The organism is Williamsia sp. z71 (genome assembly GCF_059553375.1).
Map to the genome: position 1 here is coordinate 124,867 of NZ_JCANWX010000002.1, position 21,849 is coordinate 146,715.

The 21,849-nt window shown below is 65.1% G+C and carries 20 protein-coding genes; 14 read left to right on the forward strand and 6 right to left on the reverse strand.

Annotation, left to right across the window (positions count from 1 at the left end):
• Positions 1 to 22: 22 nt before the first annotated feature.
• Both AC51GR_RS04680 and AC51GR_RS04685 read right to left on the reverse strand, forming a co-directional pair.
• A complete protein-coding gene (locus AC51GR_RS04680; RefSeq protein WP_496323451.1) occupies positions 23 to 799 on the reverse strand; it encodes an SGNH/GDSL hydrolase family protein in 777 nt (258 codons plus the stop codon).
• 83 nt (positions 800 to 882) lie between these two features.
• Positions 883 to 2,658 (reverse strand): acyl-CoA dehydrogenase, encoded by a 1,776-nt coding sequence (locus AC51GR_RS04685; protein WP_496323452.1) that lies wholly within the window; start codon positions 2,656 to 2,658, stop codon positions 883 to 885.
• Between the two features lie 114 nt (positions 2,659 to 2,772).
• Between AC51GR_RS04685 and AC51GR_RS04690 the strand changes: the two genes are divergently transcribed.
• Positions 2,773 to 3,357: a TetR/AcrR family transcriptional regulator gene (locus AC51GR_RS04690; protein WP_496323453.1), complete on the forward strand. Its 585-nt coding sequence runs from the start codon at positions 2,773 to 2,775 to the stop codon at positions 3,355 to 3,357.
• On the opposite strand, the gene AC51GR_RS04695 is transcribed toward AC51GR_RS04690, so the two are convergent.
• On the reverse strand, positions 3,354 to 3,887 hold the full coding sequence (locus AC51GR_RS04695; RefSeq protein WP_496323454.1) for a VOC family protein: 534 nt from the start codon (positions 3,885 to 3,887) through the stop codon (positions 3,354 to 3,356). The two genes, AC51GR_RS04690 and AC51GR_RS04695, sit on opposite strands and share 4 nt — an antisense overlap.
• Positions 3,888 to 4,141: 254 nt before the next feature.
• On the opposite strand from AC51GR_RS04695, the gene AC51GR_RS04700 reads away from it, so the two are divergent.
• The 9 genes from AC51GR_RS04700 to AC51GR_RS04740 all read left to right on the forward strand — a co-directional run bounded on the left by AC51GR_RS04700 (position 4,142) and on the right by AC51GR_RS04740 (position 15,140).
• Positions 4,142 to 5,701, forward strand: a complete 1,560-nt coding sequence (locus AC51GR_RS04700) for an adenylate/guanylate cyclase domain-containing protein (protein ID WP_496323455.1) — start codon at positions 4,142 to 4,144, stop codon at positions 5,699 to 5,701.
• 144 nt (positions 5,702 to 5,845) lie between these two features.
• Positions 5,846 to 6,613, forward strand: a complete 768-nt coding sequence (locus AC51GR_RS04705; protein WP_496323456.1) for an SDR family NAD(P)-dependent oxidoreductase — start codon at positions 5,846 to 5,848, stop codon at positions 6,611 to 6,613.
• A 232-nt stretch (positions 6,614 to 6,845) separates the two neighbouring features.
• Positions 6,846 to 9,026 carry a choline BCCT transporter BetT gene (gene betT, locus AC51GR_RS04710; RefSeq protein ID WP_496323457.1) on the forward strand — a complete coding sequence of 727 codons (2,181 nt, stop codon included), beginning with the start codon at positions 6,846 to 6,848 and terminating at the stop codon, positions 9,024 to 9,026.
• Positions 9,023 to 10,531 carry an aldehyde dehydrogenase family protein gene (locus AC51GR_RS04715; protein ID WP_496323458.1) on the forward strand — a complete coding sequence of 503 codons (1,509 nt, stop codon included), beginning with the start codon at positions 9,023 to 9,025 and terminating at the stop codon, positions 10,529 to 10,531. The genes betT and AC51GR_RS04715 overlap by 4 nt, the downstream gene beginning before the upstream one ends.
• Entirely contained in the window at positions 10,528 to 12,099 is a 1,572-nt protein-coding gene (locus tag AC51GR_RS04720; RefSeq protein WP_496323459.1) for a GMC family oxidoreductase, read from the forward strand. The genes AC51GR_RS04715 and AC51GR_RS04720 overlap by 4 nt, the downstream gene beginning before the upstream one ends.
• Positions 12,100 to 12,522: 423 nt before the next feature.
• A complete protein-coding gene (locus AC51GR_RS04725) occupies positions 12,523 to 13,086 on the forward strand; it encodes a type 1 glutamine amidotransferase domain-containing protein (protein WP_496323460.1) in 564 nt (187 codons plus the stop codon).
• Between the two features lie 54 nt (positions 13,087 to 13,140).
• Positions 13,141 to 13,995: an SDR family NAD(P)-dependent oxidoreductase gene (locus AC51GR_RS04730; protein ID WP_496323461.1), complete on the forward strand. Its 855-nt coding sequence runs from the start codon at positions 13,141 to 13,143 to the stop codon at positions 13,993 to 13,995.
• A 65-nt stretch (positions 13,996 to 14,060) separates the two neighbouring features.
• Positions 14,061 to 14,696: an LON peptidase substrate-binding domain-containing protein gene (locus AC51GR_RS04735; protein ID WP_496323462.1), complete on the forward strand. Its 636-nt coding sequence runs from the start codon at positions 14,061 to 14,063 to the stop codon at positions 14,694 to 14,696.
• A gap of 69 nt (positions 14,697 to 14,765) precedes the next feature.
• Positions 14,766 to 15,140 carry a hypothetical protein gene (locus tag AC51GR_RS04740; protein ID WP_496324084.1) on the forward strand — a complete coding sequence of 125 codons (375 nt, stop codon included), beginning with the start codon at positions 14,766 to 14,768 and terminating at the stop codon, positions 15,138 to 15,140.
• Positions 15,141 to 15,146: 6 nt separating this feature from the next.
• Here AC51GR_RS04740 and AC51GR_RS04745 read toward each other — a convergent pair whose 3' ends face one another.
• Both AC51GR_RS04745 and AC51GR_RS04750 read right to left on the reverse strand, forming a co-directional pair.
• A complete protein-coding gene (locus tag AC51GR_RS04745; RefSeq protein ID WP_496323463.1) occupies positions 15,147 to 15,695 on the reverse strand; it encodes a DUF4190 domain-containing protein in 549 nt (182 codons plus the stop codon).
• Between the two features lie 82 nt (positions 15,696 to 15,777).
• On the reverse strand, positions 15,778 to 16,491 hold the full coding sequence (locus AC51GR_RS04750; protein ID WP_496323464.1) for a hypothetical protein: 714 nt from the start codon (positions 16,489 to 16,491) through the stop codon (positions 15,778 to 15,780).
• A gap of 18 nt (positions 16,492 to 16,509) precedes the next feature.
• On the opposite strand from AC51GR_RS04750, the gene trhO reads away from it, so the two are divergent.
• From trhO to AC51GR_RS04770, 4 genes are all read left to right on the forward strand, one after another.
• A complete protein-coding gene (gene trhO, locus AC51GR_RS04755) occupies positions 16,510 to 17,367 on the forward strand; it encodes an oxygen-dependent tRNA uridine(34) hydroxylase TrhO (RefSeq protein WP_496323465.1) in 858 nt (285 codons plus the stop codon).
• A gap of 8 nt (positions 17,368 to 17,375) precedes the next feature.
• Positions 17,376 to 18,389, forward strand: a complete 1,014-nt coding sequence (locus AC51GR_RS04760) for a CobW family GTP-binding protein (RefSeq protein ID WP_496323466.1) — start codon at positions 17,376 to 17,378, stop codon at positions 18,387 to 18,389.
• A gap of 281 nt (positions 18,390 to 18,670) precedes the next feature.
• Complete coding sequence (locus tag AC51GR_RS04765) at positions 18,671 to 20,035, forward strand: N-acetylmuramoyl-L-alanine amidase family protein (protein WP_496324085.1); 1,365 nt, start codon at positions 18,671 to 18,673, stop codon at positions 20,033 to 20,035.
• Between the two features lie 28 nt (positions 20,036 to 20,063).
• Positions 20,064 to 21,014: an SDR family oxidoreductase gene (locus AC51GR_RS04770; protein ID WP_496323467.1), complete on the forward strand. Its 951-nt coding sequence runs from the start codon at positions 20,064 to 20,066 to the stop codon at positions 21,012 to 21,014.
• Here the strand turns inward: AC51GR_RS04770 and nadE are convergent.
• The gene (gene nadE, locus AC51GR_RS04775; RefSeq protein WP_496323468.1) at positions 20,983 to 21,807 is read right to left on the reverse strand and encodes an NAD(+) synthase; all 825 of its coding nucleotides are present in this window, start codon (positions 21,805 to 21,807) and stop codon (positions 20,983 to 20,985) included. The two genes, AC51GR_RS04770 and nadE, sit on opposite strands and share 32 nt — an antisense overlap.
• Between the last annotated feature and the right edge of the window lie 42 nt (positions 21,808 to 21,849).

The window sequence follows — 21,849 nt, forward strand, 5'->3', positions numbered from 1 at the left end:
GTGTCCGCGGCGTCAGCGGGTGTCAGAGGGTATTGGCGGACCAGGGGAGGTCGGAGGCGTTGAGGGTCACCCAGTTCGGGTGCTTGGCGCAACGATTGTCGCCGGAGGAGCGTCCGCGTAGGCGTCGCACTGCCCACGGCGCCAGATGGCTGCGAACAAAACGCATGTTCTCGATGATTCGGCGTTTGTCGGCATCTGTGGGTCGGTCGGGGACCGGGATCGTGTGGACGCCGAGTGCGCGAAGAACATGGGCGGCGACCCGTTGATGTCCGATCGGGTTCAGGTGCAGGCGATCGTCGGACCAATAGACCGCTCGGCGGATCTCGCTGTCGTGGAACATGTCCACGAACGTGATGTCTTCGGCATGAGCGAGGGCGGCGACCTCTGTGGTCAGGTATTCGCCGCGTCCGCGGATCGTCTCGCGCATGGGCAGTCCGTCGGACGGATCCGCGCCGGCGAGCAGCACGACCTCGATCCCGGCATCGCGGCACCGCCGCACCGCGGTACGGGTCAGTTCGATGAGGCCCGGCAGGTCGCTGCCCCGGCGCAACATGTCGTTGCCGCCGCCGTTGAACGTGAGCAGCGTCGGGAGCGGGTCCATCGACAGCGCGGCGTCGATCTGCTCGGTCGCGATCGGCGCGAGCAGGCGACCCCTGATCGCGAGGTTCGCATAGTCGATACTGCCGTGTTCGGCAGCAAGACCGGCCGCGACGAGGTCTGCCCACCCGCGGGTGTTCACGCCATCGGGTTCGTCGCCGACTCCCTCGGTGAAGCTGTCGCCGACTGCAACGTAACGCATTGTGCTCCTGTAACTCTCGACTTCGCCGGTGGTGGTGGCGTCACCGGATTGACATCTGTGTTCTGTGTACCGACCGCCGGTGGTCAGAACCAGCCCGGCTGGGCATCGAGCGTGGTGCGGTCGAGTGAGGCGACCAGCGATAGCTGCGCGGCGGTCTTGGGCAACTCGTAGCGGAAGAAATATTGGGCCGCAGCGCGTTTGCCGTCGTAGAAGTCGCCGGTCTTGGCGTCGACCGCCAATAGCTGTTCGAGCCACATCCAGGCGATCACGATGTGGCCGGCGGCCTCGAGGTAGGCAGTTGCGTTGGCCAGGGCGAGCGCGGGATCACCCGCGGACCAGACGGTGGTGGTCGTGGTGACCAACTGGTCCAGAGCGGTTCGCAGATCGGCCGCGTAGCCGGTGGCGGCACCGTTGTCGGCGGCACGGTCGATGGTGTCACCGATGGTCTCGGCTAGCTGCGTGAGCCCGGCTCCGCCCTGCATGATGACCTTGCGGCCCAGGAGGTCGAGTCCGTGGATTCCGTGTGCGCCTTCGTGGATCGGGTTCAGGCGGTTGTCGCGGTAGTACTGCTCGACGTCGAATTCCTTGGTGTACCCGTAGCCGCCGAGGACCTGGATCGCGAGGCTGTTCGCCTCCAGGCACCACTGGGACGGCCAGCTCTTTGCGATGGGGGTGAGGACATCGAGAAGGAGGCCGGCGCGATCCCGGTCGTCGCCGGCGCTGGTGGTCTGCTCGTCGACCAGTTTGCTGCAGTAGAGACCGAGGGCGAGAGCGCCTTCGACATAGGACTTCTGGGCCAGCAGCATCCGCTTGACGTCGGCGTGCTCGATGATCGGGACGGGCCGCGACGCCGGGTCCTTCTGATCGACGGGACGGCCCTGTGCCCGCACCTTGGCGTATTCGAGCGAGGCGAGATATCCGGCGTAGCCCAGAGAGGTGGCCAGAAACCCCACTCCGATCCGGGCCTCGTTCATCATGTGGAACATGTACGACAGGCCACGATGCTCTTCACCGACGAGGTAGCCCACCGCTCCGGATTCGGTTGTCGGGGAGTGTGTTCCGTCGCCGAAGTTCAGCAGGGTGTTCGTGGTCGCGCGGTTGCCCATCTTGTGGTTGAGTCCGACGAGTGCGACATCGTTGCGGGTGCCGTCGGCCAGATACTTGGGCACGACGAACAGCGAGATCCCCTTGACCCCGGGTCCACCGCCGGGTGCCTTCGCCAGCACCAGGTGGACGATGTTCTCGGATAGTTCGTGATCACCTGCCGAGATCCACATCTTGTTGCCGGTGATCCGATAGGTGCCGTCGGAGATCGGTTCGGCCTTGGTGGTGATATCGGCGAGCGACGAACCGGCCTGTGGTTCGGACAGGCACATCGTGCCGAAGTAGCGGCCCTCGACCATGGGCCGGACCCAGGTGTCGATCTGTTCCGGGGAGCCGTACTCGGCAAGGAGGTTGGCGTTGCCGACGGTGAGGAACGTGTAGGACGACATCGCCGCGTTGGCCGCCTGGAACCACGCCATCGCCGCCCTGTTGACCACGGTCGGCAGTTGCATGCCGCCCAGGGATTCGTCGAACGAGCCCGTCAGCAGTCCGGCTTTGACGAACTCGTCGATGCCGTCCCCGATGCCGTCCGGCAGCACCACCTTGCCGTCGTCCCCGACAAACGGTTCGTTCTGGTCGCCGATCTTGTTGACCGGGGCAAATCGCTTGGTGGCGAGGTCTTCGCTCAGTTCCAGGATTGCGTCGAAGGTCTCCCGAGAGTGCTCTGCGAACCGGTCGCGAGTCGTCAGCTTCTCGACGTCGAGCCACTCGTAGAGCAGGAACTCGAGGTCGCGACGGGAGAGTGGGGCTGCCATGGGACTCCTTCGAAACCAAGCGGTCGCTTATTTTCTAAGCGTTCGCTTATGATGCCCTCGGTGGTGCGATCGGGTCAACCGGCCTGCGATCGCCGGGAGCGAGGGGGGCGCCACGTGGCTGTGACGAAGGCAAGCGGTTCGGCCGCGGCGGAACGGATCCGTCAGGCGGCGATCGCGTCGTTCGCCGAACAGGGCTACGCCGGCACCTCGACCCGGGAGATCGCCAAACGCCTCGGCCTGAGCCCGGCCGCGATGTATCCCCACTTCGGGTCGAAAGAAGAACTGCTGTACGCAATTTCACTGGAAGGGCACCGAGGTGTACTGACGGCGCTGCGTGCGGTGGACGATCCCGGGCGCTCCGACAGCGATCGGCTCCGAGCTGTGGTGCGGGAGTTTGCGCGATGGCAGGCCGAGCACCACCAATTGGCGAAGGTCGTGCAGTACGAACTGCACGAACTGACCCGGGAGCACTACCGGACGATCACCGCGATCCGCCGCGACACCTCCGAGGTTCTCGCGGCGATCGTCGGTCGGGGTGTCGACTCAGGAGAGTTCACCGTGGCTCCAGCGGACGACGTGGTGCTCGCGTTGTCGTCGCTCTGTGTCGACGTCTGCCGGTGGTTCCCGACCCGGACCCATCGCGATCCGGTGGCCTTGGGTGAGACCTACGGCGAACTGGCCGTGCGGATGGTCCGTTAGGGGCGGGCCAGACGTGCCATGGTCCGCATCATCAGCTCTCGGTCCGACCGGGGACCGCCTGGGGTGTCGGCGCCATATCGCCCGATCTCGGCGGCAAGGTCCAGGGGGCGGGTCGGTGCCACGCCCGGCACGAGCTCCTCATCGAGTCGGGAATCAGGCACCAGCCAGGTGACCTCGAACTCGAGTCCGTCGGGGTCCCGGCCGTACAGGGCCTTCGTTGCCGCGTGATTCGACGCCCCGCTCAGCGCGCCCGCCGCCTGGAGCCGGTCGCGGGCCCGCGCGAGTTCACGCAGGGTCTCCACTTCCCAGGCGAGGTGGTAGAGGCCCACCGAACCGTCGGCGGCCCGTGGACCGGAGGCCTGGAACAGGCCGAGATCGTGGTCGTTGGCCGATCCGCTGCCACGGAGGAACGCGCCGCCGGGGAAGTCGATGGGCAGCCGTTCGAATCCGAGTACGTCGCAATAGAACTCTGCGCTCCGCTTGACGTCGGAAACGAACAACACCGCGTGGTTCAGGCTTCGGATCGACATTGGGATTCCTTCGGTCGGCTCGGGGTGGCGGGCGGACTCGACGCGCGCGGACGATGGGACTTCAGACTATGTTCGGTGCGCTGGGGCCGCGCACCGGCACCCTGAGGGTTGCAGCAACCAGAACGTCGCGTGAGACTATCAGCATCGGATTATGTTGTGCAGAACTACATTTCGTGGTCAGGGCCGAGTCGAGGACGTCGTGGACCGATCTCATGTCGTTGTCTGTAGCGTTCCGGAACCGTAGGATCAGGTTCGTGCCAGAAACCTCGTACGCGGCCTGCGGCGAGCTGAGTCTGGCCTACCAGGTGTTCGGCGACGGGCCCGTCGACCTGGTCTTTGTCGGGCCATTCGTCAGCCATATCGAGCTGTTCTGGACCCTGCCCGAGTTCAAGTCCTTCTTCGACCAGCTCGCCACGTTCTGTCGCATCCTCTTGTTCGACAAGGCAGGGGTCGGGCTGTCGGACCCGGTGGCGAAAGTTCGCACACTGGATGATCGGGTGACCGAGATCGAAGCCGTCATGGACGCCGCCGGCTTCGGAGAGGCTTCCCTCTTCGGAATGAGCGAGGGTGGCACGGCCTCGATCGTGTTCGCGGCGAAACGACCGGAGCGAACGCGAGCGTTGATCCTCTACGGCACCTACCCGTTCATGGCAACCGGTTGGGACGACATCGATCGGGATCCGGCCGAGGTGAGAAAACGCCTCGTATCCGATGCCGGTGAGGATTTGTCCGGCACCGGCGCGGATTACCTGCCGTCGACCGAGCAGATCGTCCGCCTTCAGGAGCTCGGACGCGCGACGCGTTCGGAGTGGGGCACCGGTGCGGCGGCCAGGTGCATGTTCCCGTCAACCCGGTCGATACGCCAGCTCGCAATGTTCGAGCGGATGAGCGCAAGCCCCGGAATGGTACGGGCTACAGCGGAATCGGTGTTTCGGATGGACATACGGACCGTCTTGCCGACGATTGACTCACCTACCTTGGTCATTCACGCTCGTGACGACTGCATGCCCATGCAATGCGGTCGCTACATCGCCGACCACATCCTCGGCGCGCAGTGGCTCGAGGTCGACGGCATCGACCACGCTCCCTGGGTCACCGGTCCCGACCAGATCTTGGCGGCGATCGAGGAGTTTCTCACCGGTGGCCATGCCGCGCCTGCCCAATCCCATCGCGCGTTGCGCACCGTGTTGTTCACCGACATGGTTGCCTCCACCCGACATGCGGCGGCGGCGGGCGACGAGAGATGGCGCGCGGTGCTGACGCGGTTTGGTGAGATGACTGCCGCCGTCACGGAACGGTCCAGCGGCACGTTGGTCAAGAGCACCGGTGATGGGCACCTCGTGACGTTCGACGGTCCAACTCAGGCCATCAGATGTGCCGAGGCGTTGCGTTCTGATTCCGAGACGCTGGGGATCGAGATCCGCGCCGGAATCCACACCGGGGAATGCGAACTACTCGACAACGACATCGGGGGACTCGCCGTACACATCGCGGCGCGGATCCTCGGCCATGCCGGCCCCGGGGACATCCTGGTCTCCGGTACCGTTCGTGACCTGGTCGTCGGCTCGGGCACCAGCTTTGAGTTGCGTGGCAGCGTCGAGTTGCGCGGTGTGCCCGGCAGGTGGCAACTCCTGGCGGTCGATCGGCACGATGCGCGGCCGGGTTCTGCCGAGGCCGCACTGGCGTCCACCTCAACCCCCGGTCCTCGCGCTGCGATGCGCCGAACGGACCTCGCCGTGGGGATGATGGCGCGGCGGACGCCGTGGATCCTTCGCGGGATGGCACGCCTGACCCCAACCACCCGCCGCACCTGAAGGCCGGCGAAGTCAGCGCGATCGCAAAAGGATTCGGAGATCGACACCTCGGCGGAACCGCCGAAGCGACCAGCCATGACCTGTTTGCGTGGTAAGTAACAACCTCGCGCTGACAGCGGTTCCGAAAGAGAGTCTGGCACTTCCATGCGACTGAAAGACAACACCTTCCTCGTCACGGGCGGGGCCTCCGGTCTCGGTGCTGCGACCGCTGCTGCGATCGTCGAAGGCGGTGGGCGAGTGGTGATCACGGATCTGGCGACATCTGAGGGAGCGGCAACCGCCGACGGGCTCGGCGACGCGGCGCTGTTCGTGCCCGCAGACATCACGGACGAGGTGTCGTTCACCGAGGCGCTCGACGCAGCCGAAGTCCATGGGCCGCTACGTGGGGCTGTGCACTGCGCAGGCCGCGGCGGAGACCGGATGCGGATTCTCGACCGGGACAAGAACCCGGCCTCGCTCGAGAGCTTCCGAAATGTCATCGAGGTCAACCTCGTCGGCACCTACAACGTGCTGCGGTTGGCAGCGTCCCGCATCGCGCGCAACGAACCGATCGACGGGGAGCGGGGCGCTATCGTGCTGACCGCATCGGTCGCGGCCTTCGATGGACAGATCGGGCAAACGTCGTATACCGCATCCAAAGCGGCGGTCCACGGTATGACGCTCGTGTCGGCACGTGACCTCGCCAGTGTGGGTATCCGGGTCAACACCATCGCCCCAGGCATCTTCGACACACCGATGCTTGCCCGCCTGCGCGACGACATCCGCGAAGGGCTTGCCGCGGATGTCCCGTTCCCCAAGCGTCTCGGCGACCCCGGAGACTATGCGGGGATGGCACTGACGTTGCTGCAGAACGGGTATGTCAACGGCGAGACGATCCGCCTCGACGGCGCGATTCGGATGGCGCCGCGCTGAGCTTTCACGGCGAACGACACTACCGATCGCATCTGGGTTCGTGATCACACCGGTACCTCGATGTGATCGTTGTTCCAGGGGTGGGGTCTGACCTGTTGCTTGTCGCGAACCCCCGGAAACCGGACTACGCGCACTGCTACGTTGTTAACCGATGATTTGCCAGAGAAAACAAAGACTGATTTTGGTTTGACCCCGACAAAGCTTTCGGACAACAACCACTTGAGGACGCGCTATGGCCATTTTTACCGATAACCCGCAGAGTCCCGCTCCACCTGGCGGTTCGGACACATCGACCAAATCGCAACAGAAGGTCACGGTGAACTGGCCGGTCTTCATCGGTTCCAGTGTCGGGATCATCGGGATCATCGTCTGGGCGCTGATCGACCAGGAGGGCGCCGACGACGTCATCGGCACCGCAGTGAGCTGGGTCGCCACCAACCTCGGCTGGTTCTACATCCTCCTGGTGACCGTTGTCCTCGCCTTCGTGGTGTGGGCGGCGTTGTCATCGGTGGGCCGGGTGAAACTCGGGCCCGACCACTCGAAGCCGGTCTACAACCTGTTCTCCTGGACGGCCATGTTGTTTGCCGCCGGAATCGGTATCGACCTCATGTTCTTCTCGGTCGCCGAACCGGTCACGCAGTATCTCGCGCCACCGGTCGGTGACGGTGAGACAACAGAAGCGGCTCGACAGGCGTTGACGTGGACGCTGTTTCACTACGGCATCATCGGCTGGGCGCTCTATGCGCTGATCGGTATGGCGCTGGGCTATTTCGCCTACCGGCACAATCTCCCGTTGAGTATCCGCTCGGCCCTGTACCCAATCTTCGGGAAGCGGGTCGAGGGTGGACTCGGCAACTTCGTCGACATCGCCGCCCTGCTCGGTGCGATCTTCGGATTGGCGACCAGCCTGGGAATCGGTGTGGCACAACTCAATGTCGGCCTCGACGAACTATTCGGAATCGAACGAGGCACGTGGGCGCAGGCCGGACTGATCGCGATCGCCGTCCTGATCGCCACGGTGTCAGCGGTTTCCGGCATCGACAAGGGTGTGCGCCGGTTGTCCGAGCTCAATGTGATCGTCGCAGTGGGCCTGATGCTCTTCATTCTGATCGCGGGTTCCACCGCATACCTGTTCGACGGGATCGTGCAGAACACCGGCGACTTCATCAGCCGGTTCCCCGGCATGACCCTCGACACGTTCGCCTACGACCGGCCCGATGAATGGCTGTCGTCCTGGACCCTCTTCTTCTGGGCCTGGTGGATTGCCTGGGCCCCGTTTGTCGGTTTGTTCCTGGCCCGGATCTCCCGTGGACGGACGATCCGGCAGTTCGTGCTCGGCACGTTGACCGTTCCGTTCCTGTTCATCCTGCTGTGGATCTCGGTCTTCGGAAACAGTGCGATCGAACTGGTCCGCGGGGGCAACACCGAATTCGGTGAGACGGCGGTGAACGTGCCCGAGGAGGCGTTCTACGGTCTGCTCGAGGAATATCCGGCCGCACCCTTCCTGATCGTCGTCGCCACGTTGACCGGGTTGCTGTTCTACGTCACCAGTGCAGATTCCGGGGCCCTGGTGATGTCGCACTTCAGTTCGCGGATGCCGGACAACGAGTCCGACGGACCGGCCTGGGTGCGGATCTTCTGGGCCGCGGCCACCGGCCTGCTGACCTTTGCGATGTTGTTGATCGGCGGCATCACCACGTTGCAGAACGCCACGATCATCATGGGCGTCCCGTTTGCCGTCGTGATCGTTTTCATCATGCTGGGGTTGTTCAAAGCGCTTCAGGTGGAACAACACTGGGTGGAGTCGGCGCGGTTGTCGATCCCCAAGGTGCTGTCCAGCCGGACCGCGGGCGGAACCGCGCTGCACTGGCGGCAGCGCATAGCGCGGTCGGTGCGATATCCCGATGCTGCCGCGACCGAGCGGTACGTCAGCACCGTGGTCGGCCCGGCGCTGCAAGAGGTCGCTGACGAATTGACCGCTGCCGGAAGGGAAGCGACGTTTGGCGAGCAGCTGGTCGAATCGTGCGGCATCCACGCCTACCACCTCGATGTCGCATATGAGGGGGAGCGGGGCTTCCACTATCAGGTCTATCCGACCGAACACCTGATCCCGCAATATGGACGGCTACCGAAGAGCCCGAGCAAGTTCTTCCGGCTCGAGGTGTTCACGGCCTCCGGCAGCAGCGGGTTCGACGTCTTCGGATTCTCCAAGGATCAACTCATCAGCAATGTGCTCGATCACTATGAACGTCACCTCGAGTTCCTGCATCGCTCCGTCGGCGGCGATTCGACCACGGTCGACGTCGCACCGGTCCTCGATTGGTCGACCGACTTCGAGTCGATCCCGGCCGATGTCGTAGACGACACAGACGGAACAGCAGGCACCACACCGACCACCAAAGAGGAGTCATGACCGCACAAACCCTGTTCATCAACGGTAAGTGGGAATCCGCGGTCGACGGGGGCACCCGCGACATCGAATGTCCCGCGACGCGCGAGCTGGTCGGGACGGTCAGTGACGCCGGGCCGGCAGATACCGAGCGGGCGATTGCGGCAGCCCGGCAGGCATACGACGACGGCCGGTGGTCGCTCGTGCCCGCACCCGAACGCGGCGCCTTCGTGCTGCGCGTGGCGGCGGCACTGCGGGAACGCAAATCAGAGTTCGCCCGGGCCGAATCCCTCGACACCGGCAAGCGCCTGGTCGAGTCCGAAATCGACATGGACGACATCGCAGCCTGTTTCGAGTACTTCGGTCGCGCGGCGGCGCAGGATGCCGGTCGGCTGGTCGATGCCGGCAGTAATGACGTGGTCAGTCGCATCCAGTACGAACCGGTGGGTGTCTGCGGGATGATCACGCCGTGGAACTACCCATTGCTGCAAGCAGCGTGGAAGATGGCACCTGCCCTGGCGGCCGGCTGCACGTTCATCCTCAAACCTGCTGAACTGACACCACATACCGCGATCTTGATGATGCGGGTTTTCGACGATCTGGGGCTTCCCGCCGGGGTGGCCAATCTGGTCACGGGCACCGGACCGCGGGCCGGAGCGGCCCTGTCGGAACATCCGGACGTAGACATGGTGTCGTTCACCGGAGGGCTGGTCACCGGGCGTCTGATCGGTGCCGCGGCGGCGGCGACGGTGAAGAAGGTTGCCCTCGAGTTGGGTGGCAAGAATCCGAATGTGATCTTCGCCGACGCCGATTTCGATGCCGCCGTCGACAACGCACTCAACGGCGGGTTTGTGCATTCCGGGCAGGTTTGCTCTGCCGGGGCCCGAATCATCGTGCAGGACAGTATCGCCGAGAAATTCACCGATGCACTGGTAGCCCGGGCGAAGCAGATCCGGCTCGGTGGACCGTTCGACGACTCGGCCGAGACCGGCCCGTTGATCTCGGCAGCGCATCGGGAGAAGGTCGACGCCTACATACGCAAGGGTGTCGCCGAGGGCGCGCGGTTGCGGTGCGGTGGTGAGTTCGGCACCGGCACATCGGGCGAATCCGATCTCGATGCCGGTTACTACTACCTGCCGACGGTGCTGGATCAAGTACAGCGGGGCATGTCGGTGGTGGCCGACGAGGCATTCGGTCCGGTGGTCACCGTGGAGACCTTCACCGACGAAGACGACGCCGTGGCAATCGCCAACGACACCGTCTACGGGCTGGCCGGTGCGGTCTGGACTCAGGACGCCGGTAAGGCCCAACGGGTGGCGAACCGGTTACGGCACGGCACGATCTGGATCAACGACTATCACCCGTATCTCCCACAGGCGGAGTGGGGTGGCTTCGGTCAATCAGGCGTTGGACGCGAGCTGGGGCCCACGGGCCTGAGCGAGTATCGCGAAGCCAAACATGTGTATCAGAACATCGCACCGGCCGTGACCGGCTGGTTCGAGGACACGAGCACGGAGAGCAGCAAATGAGCACCGAGCGGGCTTTCGACTATGTCGTCGTCGGTGGCGGTTCGGCCGGTTGCGCCGTGGCGGCGCGACTCTCGGAAGATCCGTCGATCAGTGTTGCGCTGATCGAGGCCGGCCCCGACGATCACGGCATTCCCGAAGTGCTGCAACTGGACCGGTGGATGGAGCTCCTCGAGTCCGGTTACGACTGGGACTACGTCGTCGAGCCGCAGGAGAACGGCAACTCGTTCCTGCGTCACGCTCGCGCTCGGGTGATGGGCGGATGCTCGTCGCACAACTCCTGTATCGCGTTCTGGCCGCCCGCCGAGGACATCGACGAGTGGGAGTCGAAATACGGTGCGACGGGCTGGAACAAGGAGACGGTCTGGCCGCTGATCAAGCGGCTCGAGACCAACGAAGACGCCGGCCCGCAGTATCCGCACCACGGTGACAGCGGACCGGTTCACCTGATGAACGTTCCGCCCGCCGATCCCTGCGGTGTGGCATTGCTCGAAGCCGCCGCCGAGGCCGGGATCCCGACCGAGAAGTTCAACACCGGATCCACGGTCGTCCACGGCGCCAACTTCTTTCAGATCAACCGCCGCGCCGACGGAACGCGTGCGTCGTCGTCGGTGTCCTACATTCATCCGATCACCGATCGGCCCAACTTCACACTGCTGACCGGGCTGCGCGCCAAGAAACTCGTCTTCGACGGAACCCGCTGTGTGGGTGTCGATGTGGTCGACAACCAGTTCGGCCGCACCAAGACGATCCGGGCGAACGCCGAAGTGGTGTTGTCCGCCGGGGCGGTGGATTCACCGAAGCTGTTGATGCTGTCGGGAATCGGTCCGGCAGATCACCTGCGGGAGTTCGACATCGAGGTCCTGGTCGATTCGCCGGGAGTCGGGTCGCATCTGCAGGATCACCCCGAAGGCGTGATCTCGTGGGAAGCGAAGCAGCCCATGCCCACCGAGTCGACGCAATGGTGGGAGATCGGGATCTTCGACACCGTCGACGATGGTCTCGATCGTCCCGACCTGATGATGCACTACGGATCCGTGCCCTTTGACATGCACACGGTTCGGCAGGGGTATCCGACGTCGGAAAACGTCTTTGTCCTCACCCCGAACGTCACCCATGCGCACTCGCGTGGGTTCATCCGGCTGCGGACCCGGGACTTCCGCGACAAGCCGCTGGTCGACCCCCGCTACTTCACAGACCCCGACGGTTACGACATGCGGATCATGATCGCCGGTATTCGGCGTGCTCGCGAGATCGTCGCGCAACCGGCGATGCAGTCGTGGGCGGGAACCGAACTGTTCCCCGGTGTCGACGTCCAGTCGGACGAGGACCTCGCCGACTACATCCGGCGCACGCACAACACCGTCTATCACCTGGCGGGTAGCGTCCGGATGGGCGCCGTCGACGACGTCGACTCGCCGCTCGATCCCGAACTCCGGGTCAAAGGTGTGCAGGGACTCCGGGTGGCGGACGCCTCTGTGTTCCCCGAACACACCACCGTGAACCCCAACATCACCGTGATGATGGTCGGTGAACGTTGTGCGGACCTGATCCGCGCCGCCCGCACTTAGCCCACACCTGCAAACGAGCCGGAATTACGAGGACGAGCCACAAACTTGTGGCTCGTCCTCGTAATTCCGGCTCGTTTGCGCCAGGGCGCCCTCGATCAGGTCGAGGACTGGTGCTCGGAGCACTGCGGGTTCGTGCACACCGGATCTGATTTGGTCTTGTGGATATCGCCCCCGAACGTGCGGAATTCATGCACCTCGACCTCCATGTGTTGGCCGCACACGGGGCAGTTGTGGACGACCTGCTTCCTATACGTCTTGGTAGCCATACCCCACCGTAAAACTGTGACCCCCATCACGTCCAGTGTTGCGGTGTAGCGCTGCGAACCCGGTACCGAAAAGCGATGCCCGGCGACTTGCGACCAGGCGGGCCGCGCGGGGTCGCGATGGGTTTGTGACGGCTGCGGTGTGGGTACCGAAAAGTACATGGCACATGAACTCGACGGACAGCAGATCGCGTTTCTCGTGGCGCCGGAAGGTGTCGAACAGGTGGAGTTGACCCAGCCTTGGGAGGCGGTCCGCAGCGCCGGCGGCACTCCGCACCTGGTGTCGACGGAACCGGGCAAGATCCAGGCCTACAACCATCTCGACAAGGCCGACACCTTTGCGGTGGATGCCGTCGTCTCAGAGGTCCCCTCAGCCGACTTCGATGCGTTGGTGCTGCCGGGTGGCGTCGCCAACCCGGACTACCTGCGTACCGACTCCGATGCGGTTCAGTTCATCGCGTCGTTCTTCACCGAGGGCAAGCCGGTGGCAGCGATCTGCCACGCGCCCTGGACGCTGGTGGAGGCCGACGTCGTCGGCGGGCGGACCCTGACCTCGTACCCGAGCGTGCGCACAGATATCGCCAACGCCGGTGGCCAGTGGGTCGATGACGAGGTCGTGGTCTGCACGAAGGGACCCAACGTGCTGATCACCAGCCGCAACCCCGACGACCTTCCGGCGTTCGACGACGCGCTGGTGCGTGAGTTCGCGGCCGCCAAGTCCTGATCCCGGGCCGGCCTCGGCCCGATCTGCCGACGGTGTGTGTAAGGGTGGGCAGTCATGACGACAGCCCGGCGCCTCGGCGCGCATCTGGCCCGCTTCGGTTTGGCCCGTCCGCATTCACTCGGCGGCGCTCTCGGTTCGCCCGCGCCGATTCGTGGTCGCAAAATGATGATCACCGGAGCGTCGTCGGGCGTCGGTGAGGCGGCCGCGCTGGCTCTGGGCAGCCAGGGCGCCGAACTCATCCTGGTCGCTCGCGGTGCGGACGGCTTGAACGCGGTGCGGGACCGCGTTGTCGCCGGAGGCGGTGTTGCGCACTGTCATCCCGCGGATCTGGCCGACGAAGCGGACGTCCGCCGGCTCGTCGACGAGGTGCTCGCAGAACACGGCACACCAGATGTCCTGATCAACAACGCCGGCCGCTCCATCCGGCGTACCGCCATCGACTCGGTCGACCGGTTACACGACTATCGCCGCACCATGGCGGTCAACTACTTCGGGCCGGTGGGTTTGATGCTCGGGTTCCTGCCGGGTATGAAAACCCGTGGTGGCGGGCACATCATCAACATCTCGACGTGGGGCGTGCCGGCCGGATCGATGCCGAAGTTCTCGGCGTACGCCGGATCGAAAGCCGCGCTGAGCATCGTCGGCCGGAGCATCGGAACAGAACTGTCGGCCGACGGAATCGTGGTGAGCACGATCTATTTCCCGCTCATCCGGACACCGATGATCGCACCCACCGCCGAATACGACGGGCTGCCCGCACTGTCGGCGGACGAGGCGGCATCGTGGATCACCCATGCGGGCCGGCATCGTCCCGCGGAGGTGATGCCGCGGTATGCACGGGTTTTGCAGCGGGTGTCGGCGATCCGCGCCGCCGGAACCGATAGGTTGCTGAGTCGGGGCCTGACGTGAGGACATTGTGCCCTGATCGGCCGGTCCGACTGTTCCGGGCCGAGTTCGCCAGGCATGCTTGAACGATGACTGCACACCCGATGTTCCCGCTGGGAATGGCCTTGCTGCCCGGCGAGAAGCTGAGCCTGCAGGTCTTCGAGCACCGATACCGCCAGATGGTGGCCGACTGTACGGCCATCGACGGGACGAACAGCTTTGGTGTCGTGCTGATCTCGCGCGGCAGTGAGGTCGGCGGTGGCGAAGAACGCGTCGATGTCGGGACACTTGCGCAGATCGAAGAATGCATCGCTCGACCCGATGGGCGTTACCACCTGACGTGCGTGGGCACCGATCGCTTCCGGGTCAAGTCGTGGCTGCCCGACAACCCGTATCCGATGGCCGACATCACGATGTGGCCGAGCACCGACCCCATCGCGTACCCGGCAGATCTTGCGCCACTTCGGGAAAGACTCAACGGCCTGTCGTCGGTGTTGTCCCGGGTGCGCGGAATCGTCGTCGAAGACCGGCTGGTCGAACCGCTCGACAGCGACGGACCGGTCGACGCCAAGGTCTATGACACCGCGGTCAGGCTCGGTCTGGGGCCTGCGGACCGACTGAAGGTCCTGTCGGCGCCGGGCACCGCGGAGCGGATCATCGAGTTGTGTCAGGCCATCGACGACCTGATCGCGGTCATCGAATTCTCCGGCCTGCCAGATGATTAGTCACCGCAAACGGCGATAGGGGACAGCGACGTGGGTGTGGCGACTGGCGCGGTATTCGTGTGGATCGGCATGGTGTCCGCGATCTCGTTCATCGAGGCACCACTGAAGTTTCGGGCGCCGGAGGTGACGCTGCGTATCGGGCTCGGTATCGGACGACTTGTGTTCCGAGCGTTGAACATGGCCGAAGTGGTCTTGGCCGTGGCCGTGGTGGCCGGGCTGATCATCGGATCACCGACATCGGCTGCCGTGGTCGCCGCCGCGGTCGCCATCGGAGCGCTGATCATCCAGGTCGCCGCGGTCCGTCCGGCGTTGACCCGACGCTCGGACCGCGTGCTGGCGGGTGACGAGAGCGGCGCGGGTTCACGGGCGCACCTGGTCTACATCGGTTTCGAGGTGATCAAGTTCGTCGCACTGATCATCTGCGGTGCGCTGCTGCTGACCTGAGTCGGATCAGTTCGACGACGCCCCTGCCGCGATCAGCAGGATCACGAACAGGGCGATGCCGATCGCCCACAGCGCCACGGCGACCCAGCCGATGATCCGTCCGGCCTGGGCCATCCCGAGCCCGTCCTGGGTACCGCCCGACGCGTTGATTTCGTCGATTGCCTTGTTGCCGAAGATGATCGCCGGAATCGCGCCGAGCCCGCAGATCACAAAGGCGGCGATACCGCAGACGAGCGCAATGATGGCGTTGGAGTTCGTCTCCCGGTTCACCGGATAGCCGTAGCCGCCCGCCGCCGGGTAGCCGGGCTGCTGGTAGCCGGGCTGTTGATAGCCGTAACCGGGTTGTTCGTAGGGCTGCGTGTATCCGGGCTGCGGGTATCCCGGCGCCTGGTAGCCGGGTTGTTGGTAGCCGGGTTGCTGGTAGCCGGGTTGCTGGTAGCCGGGCTGCTGGTATTCCTCGCCCGGGGTCGGCGTGCCGCCGCCCTGGGCGTCGGGGTTGTCGTCGCGTTTGCGGAGCGGATCGTTGTTCGGGTCGTACGGCGGGGGATAGGTCATGACCTTCACCTTTCACGGACGTCAACTTCGCCTCCGGCCGAGGCCGCATGTGATTGCGATGAAGTCTATCGCCGTTCCTGGTTCAGCCGGTCGGGACGGCAGCCGGCTGAGCTGGGGCCGGGATCTCGGTCAGTGCCGCCGGTGCCGGGTCGGCGGCCGAGATCGCCCGATACGCCCCGTCCCGCACGGCAAAACCATTGTCTGACCTGGTATTTACGCAGTACAGGCCGGTGGGTGTGGCCAGGCACTGGAAGTTGCGGATCGAGATCGCCGAGCCGGACAACAACGGTTCGCTGCTGACCCAGACCCAGGGGGTGTCGGTGCAGGTGCCCTGCGTCGACGTCTCGGTGAGGACGACGTAGCCGCCCTGCCAGGTGCATCCCGCCGGCGTCGGGCCCGGTTCGGGCCGGGCGTCCCCGCCGGTCACATCACACGCCAGGGTGGCGGTGTCGCGCTCCACGGTGGAGCAGTGCACGCCACCGTCCGCGGTGCTGAAGTGGAATTGCGAGGTGTCCTGCATCGGTCCGCCCGCGGCGGGGGCCGCCTCGTGGAAATCGGTGTTGTCCACCCGTGGTGCGAGGCCGATCACCCCGCCGATCGTCTGCGCGTCTGATCGGGGGGTCGCGATGGTCGTCAAACCGCTGCTGGTGGTGGTTGTGGACGTCGGCCGCTCGGTGGACAACGTGTCGGTGGGTGGTAATTCCTTGGTGGTCGGCCCGTCCTCGGGAAAACACCCCCCGAGGGTGACGATCGCCGCGGCGCACGCCAGCACCATCCCGATCGCTGATTTCCCCATGTCCGTACCCTTACCTGTGTGTCGACACCCAAGATTGTGCTTTTTTATGTCTTCACGCCGATCGCCGACCCCGAGGCAATACGGCTTTGGCAGCACACATTATGCGAAGCGGTCGGGGTCACGGGCCGGATCATCATCTCCGAGCACGGGATCAACAGCACGGTCGGCGGCGACATCGCCGCGGTCAAACGCTATGTTCGCGGCACGCGGGCCTATCCGGCGTTCAAGAATGCCGACATCAAGTGGTCCGACGGACTCGGCGACGACTTTCCTCGGCTGAGCGTGAAGGTGCGCCCCGAGATCGTCACCTTCGGTGCCCCCGGTGAACTGCAGGTCGACGAATCCGGAGTGGTCGGTGGCGGCACCCACCTGAGCCCCGAGGGTGTGCACGACCTGGTCGCCGAGCGGGGTGGCGACGTGGTCTTCTTCGACGGCCGCAACCATCTCGAGGCCCAGATCGGCCGGTTCCGCGATGCCGTCGTACCGCCGACCGAAACGACCCGCGACTTCATCGACCTGATCGAGCGCGGCGAATACGACCACCTCAAGGACAAACCGGTGGTCACCTACTGCACCGGCGGGGTGCGCTGCGAAGTGTTGTCGGTGCTGATGCGCAATCGCGGTTTCAACGAGGTGTATCAACTCGACGGCGGCATCGTCCGATATGGCGAGAAGTTCGGCGACGACGGTCTCTGGGACGGCTCGCTGTACGTGTTCGACAAACGGATGAGCCTGGATTTCTCCGACCACGCGAAGGTCATCGGCGCCTGCACCCGCTGTGGCGCCCAGACCAAGAACGTCGCGAACTACCCGGATCCGGGAGGTCGCGAACTGGTGGTGGTCTGCCGGCAGTGTCAGGCCGGCGCGGAGGTATGAGCGGGGGCGTGAAGCGGATACCGGTTCTGCTCGTCGCCGGATTTCTCGGCGCCGGCAAGACGACACTCCTCAACAACCTGCTGCGTACCCGTTCGGGGTTGCGAATCGGTGTGGTGGTCAACGACTTCGGGTCCGTGAACATCGATGCGATGCTGGTGGCCGGTCAGGTCGACGGAGCTGTTTCGCTGGGCAATGGCTGCATGTGCTGCACGATCGACGATGACGGACTCGATGCCACATTCGAGGTGTTGACGGCGCCGAAGGCGGGACTGGACCTGATCGTCGTCGAGGCCAGTGGCCTTGCGGAGCCGCGCAACCTGATCCGAATGGTCGTGGGCAGCACCAATTCTCGTGTTGAATACGGGGGTCTGGTGTATCTGGTGGACACCGCGAATCACGCCGGCACCCGTGCCCGGCATGCCCGGATCGATCAGCATCTGGCACTGGCCGACCTGATCGTGCTCAACAAGGTCGATCTCGCCGGCCCCGAAGTGATCGCGGTAGCACGCGAGGTGGCCCGTAGCTGCAATCCGACCGCCCCGATCATCGAGACACGCGACTCCGCAGTCGATGTGGTGTTGCTGACCGGTATGGAACCGCGCCAGGTATCCGACGACGGTCCGCGCCAGCTGGGTCTGGACGAGCTGCTGATCGAGGACGACGCTCATTGCGGCCATCTCCATCATGACTATCAGGCCGTCACCTTCACCGAGCCGGGCCCGATGGACCCGCGGGCGTTGGCGGCGTTCCTGGAACAACCACCGGCCGGAGTGTTCCGGATCAAGGGTTTCGTGCACTTCGATGTCGTGGGCCATCGCCGCAAATACCTCGTCCACACCGTCGGCAACTACGTCAGCGTGCACGCGCAGAAGTGGGAGCCGGGGGAGTCGCGGCGCACCGAACTGGTCATCATCGGCGCGGGCATCGATGAGGCACAAACGCTTTCGGGGCTCGGTGGATGCCGTGCCGCAGGCGATGTCGACGAGCAGTCGATGCTCGGCATCACCCGCTACCAGCGCTAGGCCCGGGCGCGGCAGGGTACCTGCCGATTGCGCGGCCGGTGGGCCCGCTGACCGAACGATTGCGCATCGCCTCGGTCACGACCCGGCATCGGTTTCCGGCGTATCCATCACCCATTTCCCAAAAGTCTCAAGGACTGGTTCACTGTTACGGAAGTGAAATTTGTGACTGGAGTTGCGGGGCTGTCGCCCGAGTCGAGTCCTGGCCGGACCCCCACCCGCAACCGAACGGTCCGAAGGTCGCGCCGGCCCTTTTCGGCGCACGCGAAAGGAACACCGTGACCATGAAGAACATGCGCGTCGCCGGGCTCACCACCTTGGCCCTCGCCGCTTCGCTGATCGCGATGCCTACGACGGCGTCAGCCGAGCCGACTCCTCCGCAAGGTGATTCGCTCGTCGGAAAGACGATCTTCATCGACCCCGGACATCAGGGTTCGTCGGCGGGGCAGGACCTGAACAAGCAGGTACCCGACGGCCGGGGCGGCACCAAGGCCTGCCAGACCACCGGCGCCACCAGCCCGAACGGCGTCGCCGAACACAAGGTCAACTGGGACATCTCCCAGCTCGTGAAGGCCGGCCTGGAAAGCCAGGGCGCCAAGGTGGTCCTGAGCCGACAGGACGACACCGGCTGGGGCGGGTGCATCGATGAGCGCATCAACGCCGCCAACGCCTCGAATGCCGACATGGCCGTCAATGTCCACGCCGACTCCACCTCGCCCGGAGTCGACGAGACCAAGAGTGGCTTCCACATCATCGTTCCGCAGCTCCCGCTTCCCGACGCGACGGTCCAGCAGGTGCAATCCGGCCCCGGGCTCAAGGCCGCCGGGCTGATGCGGGACGCGTTCAAGGATGCCGGGCTGGCCCCGGCGAACTACGCCGGTGCGCAGGACGGCCTGCAGACCAGGACGGACGTCGCCGCGGCCAACCTCACCAAGGTCCCGAACGTCTTCGTCGAGTTGGGCAATCTGTCCAATCCCGCCGATTCCGCGGCGCTGACCGGCCCCGATGGCCAGCTCAAGTACGCCATCGGCCTGATCGACGGAATGATCCGGTTCCTGTTGACCGGTGATGCAGCCACCGCGCCTGCCGCCCCGACCACTGCTGCGCCGACCACTGCTGCGCCGACCACTGCCGCCCCGGCCGCTCCCGCGCCGGGTGCCCCGGCACCGGCACCGGCCGCGCCCACGACTGCGGCCCCCACGACTGCGGCACCTGCCGCCACCACACCGGCCGCGCCGGCACCGACCACGGCGGCCCGGACCTCGGCAGCGCCGAGCACCCCGACCACGGCGCCCGCACCGAAGGCCGCGACGCCGACCGCCGCGGCGCCCAAGACCGCGGCGCCCAAGACCGCAGCGCCCAAGACTGCAACACCGACACGTACAGTCGCCCCCGGCATGGGACTGCCCAGCCAGCCGCTCGGTAGTGAGAACGGAACGACGGCACCGTCGACGTCGCCGGAGTCCGAAGGTATCGACCTGACCGGTCTGCAGTCGCTTCTACCGCTGATCAGCTCGCTGCTCGAAGCCGAGGATTCCGAGGGGATCGCAGGCTTGTTGGCCACGCAGGGCAATGATGTGGCATCCCAGGTCCTCGAGGCGATGCTCTCGGTCGTCTACGAGCTATTTGGCGGCAAACTACCTATCTGAGACCTCCCCTGACCCGTAGGGTTGAGGCATGAGTGTCAAAGATCTACTGGTGATGAAGCCTCCAGTGAAAGACCTGCGAGCCAAGCGGGTACTGATCACCGGTGCCGGCAGCGGGATCGGCAAGGCCACCGCGCTGGCATCGGCGAGGGCCGGCGCCGCACTGGTGCTCACCGACCTCAATGCGGACGGCCTCGACGAGACGGTGGCCCAGATCCGCAATACCGACGGCAAGGTCGTGTTCCACCGCGCCGGCGACGTCTCCGACTACGAGTGGGTCAAGCGGTTCGCCCAACAGGTCGACGCCGAGGTCGGTGTGATGGACGTCGTGATGAACATCGCGGGCGTATCGGCCTGGGGCACAGTGGAAAACCTCGAGCATCGGCACTGGAAGCAGATGGTCGACGTGAATCTGATGGGGCCCATCCACATCATCGAGTGTTTTGTGCCGCAGATCGTTCGGCGCGGCCGCGGGGGTCATCTGGTCAACGTGTCATCGGCGGCGGGCCTGTTGGCGCTGCCGTGGCACGCCGCCTACAGCGCCGGCAAGTTCGGGATCCGCGGCGTGTCCGAGGTACTTCGAATGGACTTGCGGCGGCACAAGATCGGCGTTTCGCTGGTCTGTCCGGGTGGCGTGGACACGCCGCTGGTCAACACCGTCGAGATCGCCGGGATCGACCGTGGCAACCCGGTGATCGCGAAGCAGATCGGACGCTTCCACAAGGTCGCGGTCACCCCGGAGAAGGCGGCAGAGGCCATTCTCAAGGGCGTTCGCAAGAACCGGTTCATGGTGTACACGTCGTTCGACATCCGGTTCGGGTATTGGGTGTCCCGGAAGTTCGCGTGGCCCTATGAGATCGTGATGCGGATCGCGAACAACCAGTTCGATCACATTGCGCGGGTCAGTGCGCGGAGCCTCGAAGCGTCTGCCGCAGCGTCGGACTCAGGTGCTAGCTCTTCCACCAGTCGTCAAAAGGGGTGACCGGAACGGTGCGCTTGTGCGCCGAGCGCAGGAACAGTGTTTCGATGCGTTCGGCGACCTGCGCGTCGACCTCCATGCCCTCGAGATAGTCGTCGATCTGGCTGTACGTCACGCCGAGGACTTCTTCGTCGGGCAGTGCCGGACGGTCGTCCTCGAGGTCGGCGGTCGGGACCTTGATCGTGACCGACTCCGGGGCGCCGAGATGTCGAAGGATCTGTGCGCCTTGACGTTTCGTGAGACCGGTCAACGGTGTGACATCGACTCCACCGTCGCCGTACTTGGTGAAGAACCCACTGACCGCCTCGGCGGCGTGGTCGGTTCCGACCACCAGCAGGTTTTCCTGCCCGGCAACGGCGTACTGCAGGATCATGCGTTCGCGCGCCTTGATGTTGCCGCGCACCAGGTCCCGGAGCGGCTCGCCGAGTGTCTGCACGACCACCTCGGCGGTGGCATCGGAGCCGGGCTTGACGTTGTAGACCTCTGAGCGGTCGGGGTCGATGAACTTGAGTGCGATCTGGGCGTCTTCTTCGTCGGCCTGCTCGCCGTAGGGGAGCCGCACCGCTACGAACGTCGCGTTGCCGCCCTCGGCACGGACGGATTCGGCCGCGAGCTGGCAGAGCCGCCCGGTCAGGCAGGAGTCCTGTCCGCCGCTGATGCCCAGCACAAAACCGTTGGTGCCGGTGCTCAGGAGGTACTGCTTGAGGAAGTCCACCCGCCGGTCCACCTCCTGCTGGGGATCGATGGTCGCGGAGACGTCGAGTTCGGCGATGATTCGCTCTTGCAGGCTGGCCATGCACAAATGGTAGTGGGACCGGTGCGGTTCCGGCACGCTGGA